Annotated in this window: 11 protein-coding genes; 5 read left to right on the forward strand and 6 right to left on the reverse strand. The window is 65.1% G+C overall.

Annotation, left to right across the window (positions count from 1 at the left end; genetic code table 11):
* Nucleotides 1-52 precede the first annotated feature (52 nt).
* The 3 genes from bioB to bioA are packed head-to-tail and all read left to right on the forward strand — an operon-like array spanning nt 53 to nt 3994.
* On the forward strand, nt 53-1006 hold the full coding sequence (gene bioB / locus PX52LOC_RS23915; protein WP_149112443.1) for a biotin synthase BioB: 954 nt from the start codon (nt 53-55) through the stop codon (nt 1004-1006).
* Complete coding sequence (locus PX52LOC_RS23920; RefSeq protein WP_149112444.1) at nt 997-2118, forward strand: aminotransferase class I/II-fold pyridoxal phosphate-dependent enzyme; 1122 nt, start codon at nt 997-999, stop codon at nt 2116-2118. Before bioB ends, PX52LOC_RS23920 begins: the two co-directional genes overlap by 10 nt.
* A complete protein-coding gene (gene bioA, locus PX52LOC_RS23925; RefSeq protein WP_149112445.1) occupies nt 2111-3994 on the forward strand; it encodes an adenosylmethionine--8-amino-7-oxononanoate transaminase in 1884 nt (627 codons plus the stop codon). Before PX52LOC_RS23920 ends, bioA begins: the two co-directional genes overlap by 8 nt.
* On the opposite strand, the gene PX52LOC_RS23930 is transcribed toward bioA, so the two are convergent.
* The 4 genes from PX52LOC_RS23930 to PX52LOC_RS23945 all read right to left on the reverse strand — a co-directional run bounded on the left by PX52LOC_RS23930 (nt 3975) and on the right by PX52LOC_RS23945 (nt 9632).
* A complete protein-coding gene (locus PX52LOC_RS23930) occupies nt 3975-5411 on the reverse strand; it encodes a DUF1501 domain-containing protein (protein WP_149112446.1) in 1437 nt (478 codons plus the stop codon). The genes bioA and PX52LOC_RS23930 overlap by 20 nt on opposite strands.
* Before the next feature lie 19 nt (nt 5412-5430).
* Entirely contained in the window at nt 5431-7776 is a 2346-nt protein-coding gene (locus PX52LOC_RS23935) for a DUF1553 domain-containing protein (RefSeq protein ID WP_149112447.1), read from the reverse strand.
* 218 nt (nt 7777-7994) lie between these two features.
* On the reverse strand, nt 7995-8681 hold the full coding sequence (locus PX52LOC_RS23940) for a response regulator (protein ID WP_149112448.1): 687 nt from the start codon (nt 8679-8681) through the stop codon (nt 7995-7997).
* Nucleotides 8682-8684: 3 nt separating this feature from the next.
* Nucleotides 8685-9632, reverse strand: a complete 948-nt coding sequence (locus PX52LOC_RS23945; RefSeq protein WP_168219170.1) for an ATP-binding protein — start codon at nt 9630-9632, stop codon at nt 8685-8687.
* A 929-nt stretch (nt 9633-10561) separates the two neighbouring features.
* Between PX52LOC_RS23945 and PX52LOC_RS23950 the strand changes: the two genes are divergently transcribed.
* On the forward strand, nt 10562-11623 hold the full coding sequence (locus PX52LOC_RS23950) for a hypothetical protein (RefSeq protein ID WP_149112450.1): 1062 nt from the start codon (nt 10562-10564) through the stop codon (nt 11621-11623).
* On the opposite strand, the gene PX52LOC_RS23955 is transcribed toward PX52LOC_RS23950, so the two are convergent.
* Nucleotides 11620-12090, reverse strand: coding sequence for a PEGA domain-containing protein (locus tag PX52LOC_RS23955; protein WP_149112451.1), 471 nt, complete (start codon nt 12088-12090; stop codon nt 11620-11622). The genes PX52LOC_RS23950 and PX52LOC_RS23955 overlap by 4 nt on opposite strands.
* Before the next feature lie 251 nt (nt 12091-12341).
* Here PX52LOC_RS23955 and PX52LOC_RS23960 point away from each other — a divergent pair, with 251 nt between their 5' ends.
* Entirely contained in the window at nt 12342-13664 is a 1323-nt protein-coding gene (locus PX52LOC_RS23960; protein WP_149112452.1) for a PP2C family protein-serine/threonine phosphatase, read from the forward strand.
* A 12-nt stretch (nt 13665-13676) separates the two neighbouring features.
* On the opposite strand, the gene PX52LOC_RS23965 is transcribed toward PX52LOC_RS23960, so the two are convergent.
* Nucleotides 13677-15155, reverse strand: coding sequence for an MFS transporter (locus tag PX52LOC_RS23965; protein WP_149112453.1), 1479 nt, complete (start codon nt 15153-15155; stop codon nt 13677-13679).
* Nucleotides 15156-15158 lie beyond the last annotated feature (3 nt).

A 15158-nucleotide genomic window follows, 5' to 3' on the forward strand; every position in this document is an offset into this window, starting at 1 on the left:
GCACGGCCGCCTCGTGTTGAGTGTCCCCCACCGGGGTCATACACTGCATCGCATGAAGTCCTTCCACGAATTCAAGAGCACGTACACACTTCCCCTCCCGGAACTCATCCTGAAGGCGGCGGAAGTTCACAAGGCTCACCGCGACTATCGCGACATCCAGAAGTGTGCCCTCCTCAGCATCAAGACCGGCGGCTGTCCCGAGGACTGCCGGTATTGCAGCCAGAGCGCCCACTACGATTCGCCGGTCGAGCGGGTGCCGCTGCTGACGGTCGAGGAAGTCCGCGAGAAGGCGGAAGCGGCGAAGGCGGCCGGGGCCACGCGGTTCTGCATGGGAGCGGCTTGGCGACAGCCGAAGGACGGCCCGGAGTTCGACCGTGTGATCGACATGGTCCGCGTCGTCCGCGGGCTGGACATGGAAGCCTGTGTCACGCTCGGCATGTTGACCGACGGCCAAGCCGAGCGGCTGAAGGACGCCGGGCTGACCGCGTACAACCACAACATCGACACCTCGCGGCGGTACTACCCCGAGGTTATCTCGACGCGGACGTTCGACGAGCGGATCGAAACGATCAAGGCCGTCAGCCGGGCGGGCATCTCCGTGTGTAGCGGCGGCATCGTCGGCATGGGCGAAACCGAAGACGACCGCCTGATGATGTTGGTGGAACTGGCGAACCTCGAAACGCCGCCGGAGAGCGTGCCGATCAACTGCCTGATGCCGAGCAAGGGCACGCCGTTGCAGATGGCCCCGAAGGTCGATTCCATCGAGATCGTTCGGCTGATCGCCACGGCCCGCATCGCCTTCCCGACCGCCCGCGTACGGCTGAGTGCCGGGCGAGATCAGATGAGCCGCGAGTTGCAAATCCTCTGCTTCCTGGCCGGGGCCGACTCAGTCTTCTTCGGCGAGAAGTTGCTCACCGCCCCGAACCCGGACGCCACCGCCGACGCGCAACTCTTCCAGGCGATGGGCCTGCCGACTGCGACCCCGTGCGAATCGCCATGTCACTGAGCGAGCGCTGGACGGGCGCGCTGGAAGAACTCCGAGGGCAGGGCCGCTTCCGCTCCTTGAAACTGCCCCGCGGCCTCGACTTCACGTCGAACGACTACCTCGGCTACGGCGCTCGTGTGGCCCCGACCGGCGAGCCTGTGATGGCCCGGTCGGGTATCGCTTCGCGGCTCCTTCGCGGCCATCACGCGGTTTGGGACGAGGTCGAATCTTCTCTCGCCGCATGGCACGGGGCCGACGCCGTGCTGATGATGAACAGCGGCTTCTCGGCCAACGAGGGGCTGATCTCGACCGTCGTCGAACCCGGCGACTGGGTGGCGAGCGACGAACTCAACCACGCCTGCATCGTGGAGGGGTTGCGAGTCTGCCGGCCGCGGAAGTTCGTGTTCCGGCACAACGACCTGAACCACCTCGAAGACGGCCTGCGGGCAGAAGCCGCGAAACGACCCGCCGGGCGGGAACTGTTCATCGTCACCGAGTCGCTCTTCAGCATGGACGGCGACCGTGCCCCGCTTTGTGAGATCGTCGCACTCGCCGAACGCTACGGGGCCGGCGTGATCGTGGACGAAGCCCATTCGACCGGCTGCTTCGGCCCCGGCGGATCGGGCGTCATCGACGAGTTGGGCCTTCGCGACCGCGTTCTGGCGACTGTCCACACCGGCGGCAAGGCGATCGGCGTGACCGGGGCTTACGTCTGCGGTTCGCGGCTGTTGAAGGATTATCTCGTCAACAAGTGCCGCCACCTGATCTTCACCACCGCCCTCCCGCCGATCGTCGGAAACTGGTGGCTCGACGCCCTGGACCGCGTGCGAAGCGGAGACGCCGACCGCGAGAAACTTCACGCGAACGCGGCGGCCGTCCATCGCACGCTGGCCCGGCATTCCGTGCCGACGCTCGGGGATAGCTACATCATCCCCGTCGTCCTCGGCGACGACCCGCTGGCTGTGCGCGTGGCGACTCGCCTCCAAGAACGCGGCTACGACGTCCGCGCGATTCGTCCGCCGAGTGTGCCGCAGGGGACTGCCCGCCTGCGACTCTCGATCCACGCCGACCACGATCCCGCCGTCTTGCAGCGGATGGCAGAACACGTTGCCGAGGCCGTTCGCGATGCGTGACGTGGTCGTGATCGGCACCGACACCGACGCGGGCAAGACCACGTTCTCGCTGCTGTTTCTGGCGGCCTTCGGGACCGAGTTTGCCTACTGGAAGCCGGTCGAAACCGGGCCGTCCGACACCGAAACTGTCCGGCGGTTGCTCCCCGACACGACAATCTTCCCACCGCACGCACGATTCGAAACCCCCGTCGCGCCGCCGCTCGCCGCCGCAATCGCAGGCCAACGGATGCCCCCGCCGCGGGACGTGGCGAGACAGAAACCCGCATCGCCGCAGCCGCTCTTGATCGAGTCGTTCGGCAGCCCGCTCTCGCCGTTCACCGACGAGGAACTTCAAACCGAGTTCCTTCGTGAATTGAGGGCACCGCTCTGGCTGATCGGTTCCTCCGCGGTCGGCGCTGTCGGTCGCACGCTGCAAGCGGTGAGGAGCCTGAAAGCCGAGGGACTATCCGTATCTGCGGTGATTCTGCTCGGCGACTCGGACGAGTACGCGGTCGGTCAAATTCAACGGCACGAACCGCAACTGACGGTGGTGTCCTTGCCTCGGCCTCGGGAATGGACGGCCGAAGGCATTCGCGAAGCCGCCGGAGGGTGCCGAGAGCAACTCGCCACCCTCCGGGCGTCACGGATCGAACCGACGCCGTTGGCAGAGAATGAACTCATCGCCCACGACCGGCAGTTCGTCTGGCACCCGTACACGTCGCTGTGCGACCCGCTCGACCCGTTGCCGGTCGTTTCCGCGGAGCGCGAGTTTTTAAACCTCGCCGACGGCCGCCGGTTGATCGACGCTTCATCGTCGTGGTGGACCATCCTGCACGGCCACCGGCACCCGCCGCTGATGCACGCCCTGCGGCAGGCGACCCGTTCGCTCGACCATGTCCTCTTCGCCGGGGCCACCCACCCACACGCGGTCGAACTGGCCGGCATGCTGTTGCGCTCGACGCCGTGGGACGGCGGCCGCGTCTTCTACTCCGACAACGGCAGCACGGCCGTCGAAGTCGCGCTGAAGATGGCCTACCAGTGTTGGTGCCACCGCGGCGAAACACAGCGGACGTTGTTCGTCGGCTTCGACGACTGCTACCACGGCGACACCTTCGGCGCGATGGCGGTCAGTCGTGATCCCGTCTTCTTCGGCCGCTTTGAGCCGCTGTTGTTCCGCACGGCCCGCGTGCCGGTGTCGGCTGAGCGGCTCGACGAGTTCCTGGCGAACCACGCGGCCGAAGTTGCGGCGGTCATCATCGAGCCGCTCGTGCAAGGCGCAGGCGGCATGAAGTTCTACACGCCGGCGGAACTGTGGGCCATCTGGGAGGTGACGCGACGGCACGGCGTGCTGTTCATCGTCGACGAAGTGATGACCGCGAATCGGATGGGCACAATCTGGGCGTTCGAACAGGCGGGCGTCTCACCCGATCTGATCTGCGCTGCCAAGACGCTGACCGGCGGCGTGCTGCCGCTCGCCGCCACGCTCGCGTCGCCGAACGTGGCGCACGCATTCGACACGGCCGACCGCACGCGGACGTTCTTCCACGGCCACTCGTTCACGGCGAACCCGCTCGCGTGTGCCGTCGCCGTGGCCAACTGGAAACTGATCGAAGGGGGAACCTGGAAGTGCGATGCGGAGCGAATCAACCGTTTCTGGCACGCGAAGCTGCCCGGTGCCCGGATCTGCGGCACCATCGCGGCCGTCGATGTGCCGGCTTCAGGCGGCTATCTCGCCGAGGTCGGGCCGAAGATTCGCCAACTCGCCATCGAGCACGGCGTCCTGCTCCGGCCGCTCGGCAACGTGGTCTACGCGATGCCGCCACTTTGCACGTCGGACGAATCGCTTGCGCGAATCGCCGATGTGATGCGGCATGTTGTCACGCCAAGATCTCTTTGACCACCCGCCCGTGCACGTCCGTCAGGCGGTAGTCGCGACCCTGGAAGCGGTGCGTCAGTCGCGTGTGGTCGAAGCCGAGGCAGTGCAGGATTGTGGCTTGCAGGTCGTGGACGTGGACCTTGTCCTTCGTCACGCCGAAGCCGAGTTCGTCGGTCTCGCCGTGCGTGTGGCCGTGCTTGATGCCGCCGCCGCACAGGAACAGCGAGTAACAATCGGGGTAGTGGTCGCGGCCGAGAACCTTGCCGCCCGCAGTACGGCCTTCGCGGAACGGCGTCCGGCCGAACTCGCCGCCGCAGACGATCAGCGTTTCGTCGAAGAGGCCGACGCGCTTCAGGTCGCGGATCAGGGCCGCGATCGGCTTATCGATGGTCGAACACTTCTTCGTCAGTCCGTCGCGGATGTCCTCGCCGGGGTTGGTGCCGTGGAAGTCCCAGCCCCAGTCGAACAGTTGCACGTACCGCACGCCCTTCTCGACCAACCGGCGGGCGAGCAGGCAGTTGTTCGCGAAACTCGCACCGCCGGGCGTGGCCCCGTAGTCGTCGATCGTCTGCTTCGTCTCCCGCGTGATGTCCATGACCTCCGGCACGCTCGTCTGCATGCGGAAGGCGAGTTCGTACTGTGCGATCCGCGTCGTCGTCTCGGGGTTGCCGAGTTCCTTCTCTTGCAGTTCGTTCAGGTCGCGGAGGGCGTCGAGGCTCTTGCGGCGCGTGTCGCGGTCCATGCCGGCCGGATCGGAAACGTACAGCACCGGGTCGCCTTTGCTGCGGCACTGCACGCCTTGGTACACGCTCGGCAGAAATCCGCTGCCCCAACAGCCTTGCCCGCCGCTCGGTTGGACGCCGCTGGAAATCAGCACGACGAACCCCGGCAGGTTCTCGCTCTCCGAGCCGAGGCCGTAGGTCACCCAGGTGCCCATGCTCGGCCGGCCCTGCCGCGGCGAACCGGTGTAGAGCAGCAGTTCGGCCGGGGCGTGGTTGAACTGATCGGTGTTCATCGACCGAATCACGGTGATGTCATCGGCGTGCTCGTGCAGCTTCGGGATCGCGTCGGACATCCAGACGCCGGACTTACCGCGTTGGGCGAACGTCCGCGGCGTGCCGAGCAACTTCGGCACGCCCGAGGTGAACGCGAACCGCCGGCCCTTCAGGAAGTCGTCGGGGCAGTTCTGGCCGGTCCGCTTGACGAGTTCCGGCTTGTAGTCGAACAGGTCGAGGTGCGGCGGCGCGCCCGACAGGTGCAGGTAGATGACCCGCCTGGCCTTCCCCGCGAAGTGCGGCTTCTTCGCGGCGAGCGGGTTCTCCGGGACGGATGCGCCGCCAATCAGTGACGACAGCGCGAGCGAGCCGAGGCCGAGCGACGAGTCGCGGAGGAAGTGCCGGCGGGTGGCGTGCCGGAGGCGATGGAGTTCGGGGTGCAAGGCAATTCTCCGGTGGGAGTTATCGCTTCATCAGCATTTCGTCGAGGTTCAGCAACACGTTCGCGACGACCGTCCACGCGGCTAGTTCAGTCACGTCCGCACCCTTTGGGGCCGGTCCGATTGGGTCGGTGGCCATCGTCGCGGCTTTCTTCGCGTCTTTCGCGTAGGTCGCCTTCGTCTCTTCGAATAGCTTCACGACGCGATCGACTTCCTTCTCGCTCGCGGGGCGGGAGGCGACCTGCCGGAACGCGAACGCGGCGCGAGCGGACGGTGACGGGCCGCTCCCGACGACCTTGCGGGCCAGGGCTTGCGAGGCTTCGACGTAAACGGGGTCGTTGAGCGTCACCAGGGCTTGCAGCGGCGTGTTCGTTCGCGGCCGGCGGACACTACACACGTCGCGGTTCGGCGCGTCGAAGGTACTCATCGACGGATAAGGGTTCGTCCGTCGCCACTCGGTGTAGATGCCGCGGCGGAACTTGTCCTCGCCCGTACTCGTCGTCCAGTCCATCGACCGGCCGAAGGCGGCGTTCAGGCCGAACGACGGCTGCGGCGGCTTCACCGAGGGGCCGTACATCTTGGAACTGAGCAACCCTGACACCGCCAACGCCTGGTCGCGAACCATCTCGGCCGTCAGTCGCACGCGCGGCCCACGGGACAGCCAGCGGTTGTCGGCGTCCGCTTCCAGCAGCGCCGGCGTGACCTTCGACGATTGCCGGTAAGCGTCGGACATCACGAGGAGTTTCAGGAACGCCTTCACGTCCCACTTGGTGCGGTTCAGTTCGGTCGCGAGCCAGTCGAGTAGTTCGGGGTGCGTCGGCAGTTCGCCCTGCGAGCCGAATTCCTCGCTCGTGCGGACCAGACCGGAGCCGAAGACGTGTTCCCAGAATCGGTTGGCGACCACGCGGGCGGTGAGCGGGTTGTCCTCGGAGACGATCCACCGGGCGAGCGTGAGGCGGTTCTTCGGGGCGTCCTTCGGCAGCGGCGGGAGGGCCGCGGGTACGTGCTCCGTCACCTCGTCGCCGAGGTCGAGGTAGTTGCCGCGGTGTTGCAGTTGCGTCTTGCGGCGCTGCTTGCCCGCCAGTTCTGTCATGACCGGGACGGTGGTATCGGCCTTGATCGTGGCACGGGCCTTCGCGAGTGCGTCCGCCTGTTGCTTGAGGTAGGGTTGAACCTGTTGGGGGTAGCTCTTCACCACGCGGTCGAGGGCTGATTTCATTGCGTCTACGTCGGCCCGCAGCTTCTTCCTTTCCTCCGTCATGCCGATTTCGAGGACGGGGCTTTCGTCGGTGCGGTCGGCGTCGGCGGTGTTGTTGAAGAAGGCGTAGAGGCCAAAGAACTCGGTCTGCGTGAGCGGGTCGTACTTGTGCGTGTGGCACTGGGCACAGGCGATGGACGTACCCATCCAGGTGGTGAGCGTCGTGTTCACACGGTCCACGACGGCCACCGTGCGGAACTCCTCGTCGCTGGTGCCGCCCTCGTTGTTCGTCAGCGTGTTGCGGTGGAAGGCGGTCGCGATCCGCTGTTCCTCTGTTGCGTTCGGCAACAGGTCGCCAGCGAGTTGCTCGACGGTGAACTGGTCGAACGGCTTGTTCGCGTTGAACGACCGAATGACGTAATCGCGGTAGGCCCAGATGGTGCGGGCCGGGTCGTCGGCGTAGCCGGCCGAGTCGGCGTAGCGGGCGAGGTCCAGCCACATCCGCGCCCAGTGCTCGCCAAACGCGGGCTTCGCGAGTTGGCGGTCGACGAACGTCTCGTAGGCGTTCGCAGAGCCGTCCTTGACGAACGCTTCCACCTCGGCCCATGTCGGCGGCAGGCCGGTCAGGTCCAGGGCGACCCGGCGGGCGAGCGTGTACTTGTCCGCCTCGGGCTGGAACTTCAGGCCGCGTTTCTGCAAGGCGGCTGCCAGAAAAGCGTCCACCGGGTTCGGGAAGGCGACGGCATTCGGCGGGGTGATGCGAACAGGCTTCACATAAGACCAGTGGGTGGCGTACTTCGCCCCCTGTTGGACCCACGCGCGGAGGAGTTCGATTTCCTTCGCCGTCAGCTTCTTGCCGCTCTTGACCGGCGGCATCAGTTCGCCCTTCTCCCGTGTTTCGACGCGGGCGATCAGCGAACTGTCGCCGGGCTTACCCGGCACGACGGACACCTCCGTTGCCCCCTCATACGTGTCGAGGCGGAGGTCGCCCTTGCGTTCCTTCTCGTCGGGGCCGTGGCACTGGTAGCAGTTGTTCGAGAGGATCGGCCGGATGTCGCGGTTATAGTCGATCCGCGGTGGTTCCGCCCCCGAACGGGTCGCCAGGAGGAAAAGGACGACCGGCGACACGAACCAAGAAAAGGGCCGGGGCACGGACGGCGTGGCCGACATTCGCGGACCTCTCGGAAGGGATTGTCACGGGTGAACGACCGGGGTGGGAGCCAAATCGAATGGCTGTCCGGCTATCCTCCAGTTTATCCCGACCCGGCCCGACGGCCTACACGATTCTTTGATGACGTGGCCTTCGAATTCCCGGCCCGATGCGCGCTCCACAAATGCAAACGCCTCGGGGATGGCCCGAGGCGTGAGACGATGACTTCGACCCGCGGTTAGTGCCGTTGGACGGCCGTGAACAGTTCGCTCATCTTGATGCCCAGCGCGAGGCAGATGCGGTAGAGCGTTTCGATCGAGGCCGAGTTTTTGCCGAGTTCGATCTGCGAGAGGTAGCCGAGCGACACGCCGGTCCGCTCGCTCATGTTCGAGAGCGTGAAGCCCAGGCCCTTGCGGCGCTCGCGGATGGCCGCCCCGAGCGACTCGCGGAGGGCTTCTTCTGTCATCCGGAGCAGGCCCTTGCTCTCCAGGCAGCGGATGACGATTTCCCGTAGTTGATCGACCTGGAACGGCTTCGTCAGGTAGTCGTAGGTTCTGGCCCGGAGGCAGTTGAGGGCGCTGTCCACCGACGGGTAGCCGGTGACGACCACGATGTTCGCTTCCGGCTGGTACTCCTTCACCCAGTTGAAGACCTGATCCGGGTCGAGGCCCGGGATCACGTAGTCGAGGATGATGAGGTGGTAGTGGTTGCTCTTGGTGAGCACCGACTCGATCATCGACGGGTCGGAGACGGTGTCGATGACGAAATCGCGGTTCGCCAGTGCGGCCTGGATGACGGAGCAGGTGGCCGTGTCGTCGTCCAGGATCAGGATGTTGATGTCGCCACTGCTCTGCAACTCGCTGATCGGGGCCGGGGTGCGGGCCGGCCGGGGCGTTTGGCGCAGGCGTTCTTCGATCTCAGTCATGAATTAAACTCCAGGAGCCGGGGCTCCCACCGTCGCCGGCGGGGCGACTGCGGGGCGGACCGAAGCGAGAGGAATGACGACGCGGACAGCGGTCCCGAGTTCTGGGGGAGTGGCCGCGTCGATGCGAATCCCCCCTCGATGAGCAAACAAGACACGAAAAACCGTGGCCAAACCCAGGCCGCGGTGGCGGATCTTCGTGGTATAAAACGGTTCGGCAAACATTTTCGCCCGGACTTCGGGCTTGATGCCGGAACCGTGGTCCCGAATCGTAACTTCCACGAACTGGTTGGCGGACGCCTGGCCCAAATAGCCGCGGGCATCGGCCCCGGTCAGTTCGACCGATCGAGCCGTAACCGCAATCTTTCCGTTCGCGGCGGACGCCTCAACGGCGTTGTCCACCAGATGGCCAAAGACTGTGTGTAGTGAACCCGCTTCCATCGCCACGGAGGGGAGGTTCGGTGGAACCTCCACGACCATGGTAGTCCCGTTCGGTAAGGCGGGACGAACCCGGTGTTCTTCTTTTGCAAGCACGGCCGCGACGGAAGCGGGCTGAGGCTTCACCTGGGCACTTCGACTCAACTGGTGGAGTTGTTGAGTGAAGGTAATCCCCCGCTGCCCCACCTTCGTGATCTCGCCCACGTACTTCGACGGCTGCGAGTTGGCCGCGAGCAGTGGTTGTGTTAGGTCGGCAAAGCCCATGATCCCGGTCAGGATGTTGTCGAAGTCGTGGGCCATCCGGCCGGCGATCACCGCGGCGTCTTTCAACCGCTGTTCCAGGCGAACCGGCTCCAGAACCGGGCCGATCTTGCGGCCGAATTGCGGCGAGCGTTCCAGAAGACGAGCCGCCAAGTGGAAGTAATTCCGATCGACCTCTTCCCACGGCTCGCGTGAACTTCGTTCGGCCCAAATGACCCCGGCGGGCGAACCGGCCGGCGTTAGCAGCGAGTACATTCGGCCGGCGGTCCCAGAAACGGGCCGGATCAAAGTCGTCTGCCCTGCTAGCAGGGACTTTAGCACCTCGTCGAGTTCGGCCGGGCGTTGGGTTAGCGGCTTTGTGTCTTGTGGCGTTGCGAGCAGTGCGGTGGTTGAGCGTTCGGACAGAGGCCAGATCAAACCGACGGACGACCAGCCCGTTTGGCGAACCCACTCCGATAGAGTGGTCTCCAGACTTGTTTCCGAGGTTTCGGCCAACCAACCTGTCAGGAAGGCCAAGCCACTCGGAAGTCCACCAGCCAACGTCATCACGCACTCCGAGAACCGATTCTGCTGAGATCAAACACGCCCATTTTGACCAGGGCTGAAATTCGTCATTTCCAAGCATATCTAGAACGGTCAGGGATGAAGTCAACCGATTTTTGCCGTTCCGCCTGAATGATTGTCTCAGACTTGCGGGCTGCCTGGCAGAGAAAATTCCACTAAAGCCTCAGAAGTCAGGCCATTTATGCTGGCAGAAGGATTTTGGAAAATGAGACCAACTGAGGGGGTCATTATTGTCGTCAAGCTATAATTCCCTCCATCCGCACTCACCTTCCCGGACGCGGTCGATGTCTCAAGCCCTGAAATGTCCCAGCCCGAGTTGCCCGTTTTTGTTCGACCCGGCTCAGGTTCCGGCCGGTGCGGTCCTGACTTGTCCCCGCTGCGGGATGCGATTCACACTCGGCCCCTCGGCTCCAATGAATCCCCCGCCGGACTCGCCATTTGCCCCCGGCGCAGAAACCTTGCCGCCAGCGGAACCCGAACCGGTCAGACCGTCGTATTCGTCCCGCGGCAAGCAGACCCCCGCGAAAAAAACATCAGCGGCCCCGTCGGCGGGGCGGTCGCCGGTCCTGCCACTGATTGCCGTTTTTCTTGTGGTCGGCACAGCCGTTGGCGTTGGCCTGATGGTCGCCGGCAAGTTGGGCACGGCCGGTAGTTCGGCAACCGATCTCGTGTTTGAGGAACGAAACGTCTCGTACCGCTACCCGGTGCCGAACTGGCAGAAGGACGACGAGGCCAAGTCCTTGTTCAACGTCAACTTGCTCGGACTGAAGCGGACCGATTCCAGTGCCCGAATCGCCGTTGAAGCGCGTGACTACCAAACGCGGAACCCGCAACCGGGCGAACTCCGCGAGGCCATCACCGAGCGCCTCCGCCCCCTGTTCGACGACCTGGATTTGAAAGACGACACCGGCGGGACGCTCGCCGGGCAGCCGGCTCTGAAGTTCACATTTCGCGGCAACGCCTCCGCCAAACTCGGCACCCGCGTCTACCTCGGCGAAGCCTACGGCCTGGCGTACAAGGGCATCGGCTACCTGTTCTTCGCCGCCGCCCCGGAAGCGGAAGTGAGCCTGTTGGCGGCCGACCTCGACGACCTCCGCGATCGGATGACGTTGCTCGACCGGCGAGACAAGTGGCAGGAAACGACGACGCCCACCAAACTCCTCATCGGCCAGGACGCCGACTACCGCCTGACCGACGGCGACGGCTGGTGGAAGAAACTGCCCGATCCGACGATCGAAGACCCGAAGGCCGACACGGTCTACGATGCGGATTTCAAGTCGAAGGCCAAGAAGTGGGACGTTCCGCCCCGTGCCCGTGTCGCGGTGCTCCTACTCGACCCGGCAGGCGATGATCCTGTCGCGACCCTTCGCACGTACCTCGCCGAACAGTACGACAAACTCTACGAGATGAAGAACTGGACCGAGATCAAAGACCCGCCGCTCGGCGACAGCCCGAACGCGGGAGAGCAACGCGGCATCGACGTGGTGCGGTACAAGGTGTCCGGCCCCGACGCGAAGACGACGAAACTCGTGGTGCTCTCGGCGATCAAGATGAACGCCCAGAACGCCGGCGGGACGAAACCCGTCGTCGTCGGCGTTCACGCCGCGTGCCCGATGGACTACCAGATTTATTGGGAGAAGCGACTGCTGCAACTCGCGTCGTCGCTGCGGAGCGGCGGCTAGCGGGGTAGTAACGGGTCGCGTTTCGGCTGTTCCGCTTCCGGGTACTTCGGCGGCGGGAGGTTGTGGCCCTGTTCCCGCAACCGCTCGGCGGCGTCCAGCAATTCGTCCGTCCGCACCAGTTCCGCCGGCCGCAGTTCCAGCGATATCCGGCGGACGTCTTCGATGTGGAACGGGTAGACCGCCTCGAAGAAGAAGTCCAGCCCTGGGTACTCGTACCACTTCGGCCGAATCTTGATCCGCTCGACCAGCGGTTCATACCCTTGGGCGACGGCACGGAACTCGTACACGCCGGTGTAGTCCCACCGCACGTCGGCCGGGCTGGGGCCGGCGGCCTGATTGTTGACGTACACTTGCGCCCCCGGTGCATTCGTCTGGACGACGAACCGCCGCTCGACGCACCCGCCGCCGGCCGCCAACAGCGTGACGACCGACAACACGATCGCGGACTTTCGACCCCACGGCATCATTCGCGGCTCCCGCCACCCGATCCCTACGAGCAAGCGGGGCACGGATAGCCGGGCCGAGTTCCCGGGTCAACCCCGCCTCGTGTTGGAGTGTGCTGCCGACGGTGCTGACCGACTCAAGGCCGGAATCCACCGGCACACCCTGTCGTGTCGTTTAGACTAGTTCGGACAGATTCGGGACTTGTGACGAGAAAAATCGATTCGATGGAGTAGAATCAGGCAGAAGATTTTGATCCTCTCCAGGGAAACACACGGTGTCGTCTGCCAAGGTCCGCTATGCCGCCCTCACCGACGTGGGGGCCAAGCGGAGTCACAACCAAGATGCGTGTGCCGTGCAATTGGCGGCCGATGAGCAAGTGTACCAAACGCAGGGGCACATCTTCATTGTCGCCGACGGCATGGGCGGTCACGCGGTCGGCGAGAAGGCCAGCGCCAAGGCGATCCGCGACATTCCGCTGACGTACGCCAAGCACGTCCCGCAGGAAGGCGTCGTCCCGGCTATCCGCCGGTCGTTCACCGAGGCGAACAGCGACATCTTCGACATCGGCGTCAAGAACCCGGAATTCAAGGGCCTCGGCACGACCGGCACGGCCCTCTTCCTGCGGGCCGAGGGGGCGTGGGTCGGGCACGTCGGCGACAGCCGCGCGTATCGCATTCGGTCCGGCCGCGTTGAGCAACTCACCTTCGATCACTCGTGGGTGTGGGAAATCGCCCGGCGGCAGGGGATCGACCCGGATCAACTCGGCGACTTCAAGAAGAACGTCATCGTCCGCTCGCTCGGCCCCGACGAGCAAGTGGAAGTGGACATCGAAGGCCCGCACCCGACGCAGCCGGGCGACATCTTCTTGCTGTGCAGCGACGGACTGAGCAACGAAGTGACGCCCGACGAAATCGGGGCCGTCGCGATGTCGTTCCCGCCGGAAGAAGCGGCGAAATTCCTCATCTCGCTGGCAAACATCCGCGGCGGTCGGGACAACATCACGTGCATCATCGTTCAGGTTCCCGGTTCGAGTTCGACCTTCACGCCCAAGGTGACCGGGGCCGTGCCCGGCGTTTTGCAGCGGTTCTTGAAACTCTGCGACCGGGTGATGCCCTGGCCGTACTTGTTCTTGGCGGCCGGCTCGTTGTTCGCGATCGTCTCCCTCGTGCTGCAAATCCAGAGCGTTTCCGGGGCATTGCCATTGTTCGGGCTGGCGGCCGCAATCATCGTCGCCGGCGTGGGGGGGATGGTTTTGCACCTCCAGCGCGCGAGCCAAGAGGCCGGCGACGGGGCGGAGGCGGTCCACGAACTGCACGTCTACAAGACCTACCCGTTCGAAATCGCGCAATCGCTGTTCGACCGCTTCGCCCAGAAGGACGATGAGTTGAAGGACGTGCTGAAGGATCACGCCAGCATCGACTGGGCGACCCACTCGCGGTTGAACGAGGAGGCACAAACCAAAGGCCAGCAAGGGGACTGGCCCACGGCGTTCCGTGCGAAGTGCCACGCCCTGCAAATGTTGGCCATCGTCTTCAACCAAGACCGCGGCAAGGGCGAAGAGTTCCGCCCGAACTGGGACAACCCGAAACACCGTTGAACGTGCCTGTCGCTACTCGGGCAGCGGTTTTCCCTTCGTCTCCGGCGCGATCACGATCAGCATCAAACCCAGAACGTACACCCCGGCGACGAGCGCACAGGCCTGCCCGTAGTCATTTTTGAACGCCGCCAGCAGGTTCGGCATTTGCAGACTGCCGACCGCCGCGATGACCCGCCCGCAGTTGAAGCCGAAGCCTTGCCCCGTCGCCCGCACGGCCGTCGGGAACAGTTCCGGCAGGTACAGCGGCAGCCACCCGTAGAACGACGCCGTGACGAGGCCGAGCAACCCGGACGATAGCAAGAAGACGGTGCCGTACTCCGTGTTGAGGCGGTAGAAGCCGACGACGGTGACGGCCGACAGCACGCACATCACGGCGTAGACCGGCCGACGGCCGAACCGCCCGCCGAGCACGGCCGCGATTACGCACCCGGCGGCCGCCCCGAGCGACGAGATGATCTGCATGTACGCCACCGCTTCCGGCACCTTCCCGCCGGGCAACGCTGACACCCACAAGTACATCCACATCAGCCCCGCCCACGTCCCGAGCAGGGCCACGCCGCTCAACCCCGCGGCGAGGAGCATCCGCCCGATCGTCCGCCGTTGTTCTTCCGGGGACACACCGGCCCGCGAGACGTACTTGCGCACCGGGTAGAGGAAGCCGCCCGCCACCACGACGAAGCCGACTAGCGTCCCCAAGAGGCGGAGGCTGTTCGGAATGTCCACGACCGACAGGCCGATTGTCACCGCCCCCGCCGTCGCGCCGACAAGGACGCCGACGAGGTCGCGGCCGGACCAGTGGGATGTTTTGCCCTCGGCCTTGCCTTCCTCCCACCGCTCCGATTCCGGCACGAAAATGCGGATCAGGAACGTCAGCAGGGAGGGGACCGCGCCGAAGAGCATCAGCAGCCGCCAGTTGTTGTGGGCCGTCAGGTAGTCCACCGAGTCGGTCGGCAGGCCGAGCGATGCCAACGACGGGGCCAGGTTCCCGCCGACCTCAATCAGCACGAGCTTGAACGAGCCGACGAGGGTATAGCCGAGGTTGCCGAACGCCCCGATCCACCCGGCCAACCACGCCCGCGACTTGTTCGGCCAAATTTCCATCACGAGCGCGACGCCGAGCGCCCACTCCCCGCCCATGCCGAGCGCCCCGGCGAACCGCAGGACGGCGAGTTGCCACGCCTCTTGCGCGAACGCGGACCCGCCGCTGCACAGCGAGTACAGCATCACGCTGACGGTCATCGCCCGCACCCGGCCGATCTTGTCGCCGAGCCAGCCGAACAGGACGCCGCCGGTCGCGGCTCCCACCAAAAAGCCAGCGATGATGACGCCGTACCAGCGGTCGATCTCTTGCTGCGCGTTGCTCTGAAGTAGGTCACGGAGGGCGTCCTTCCCGACGAGCGGGAAGAGGCCCATTTCCATGCCGTCGAACATCCAGCCGAGAAGGGCCGCGGTGAGGGCGAGCCAACGGCCGCGGGGGGCGTGTGTGTGCATGAT

This window comes from Limnoglobus roseus, from assembly GCF_008254045.1.
Classification (GTDB): Bacteria; Planctomycetota; Planctomycetia; order Gemmatales; family Gemmataceae; genus Limnoglobus; species Limnoglobus roseus.

Excerpts from the sequence above, each read along its gene's own strand:
- PX52LOC_RS23965 (WP_149112453.1), bottom strand. The coding sequence starts at position 15,155 with ATGCACACACACGCCCCCCGCGGCCGTTGGCTCGCCCTCACCGCGGCC.
- bioB (WP_149112443.1), top strand. The coding sequence starts at position 53 with ATGAAGTCCTTCCACGAATTCAAGAGCACGTACACACTTCCCCTCCCG.
- PX52LOC_RS23945 (WP_168219170.1), bottom strand. The coding sequence starts at position 9,632 with ATGTACTCGCTGCTAACGCCGGCCGGTTCGCCCGCCGGGGTCATTTGG.
- PX52LOC_RS23955 (WP_149112451.1), bottom strand. The coding sequence starts at position 12,090 with ATGATGCCGTGGGGTCGAAAGTCCGCGATCGTGTTGTCGGTCGTCACG.
- bioA (WP_149112445.1), top strand. The coding sequence starts at position 2,111 with ATGCGTGACGTGGTCGTGATCGGCACCGACACCGACGCGGGCAAGACC.
- PX52LOC_RS23940 (WP_149112448.1), bottom strand. The coding sequence starts at position 8,681 with ATGACTGAGATCGAAGAACGCCTGCGCCAAACGCCCCGGCCGGCCCGC.
- PX52LOC_RS23935 (WP_149112447.1), bottom strand. The coding sequence starts at position 7,776 with ATGTCGGCCACGCCGTCCGTGCCCCGGCCCTTTTCTTGGTTCGTGTCG.
- PX52LOC_RS23950 (WP_149112450.1), top strand. The coding sequence starts at position 10,562 with ATGGTCGCCGGCAAGTTGGGCACGGCCGGTAGTTCGGCAACCGATCTC.
- PX52LOC_RS23920 (WP_149112444.1), top strand. The coding sequence starts at position 997 with ATGTCACTGAGCGAGCGCTGGACGGGCGCGCTGGAAGAACTCCGAGGG.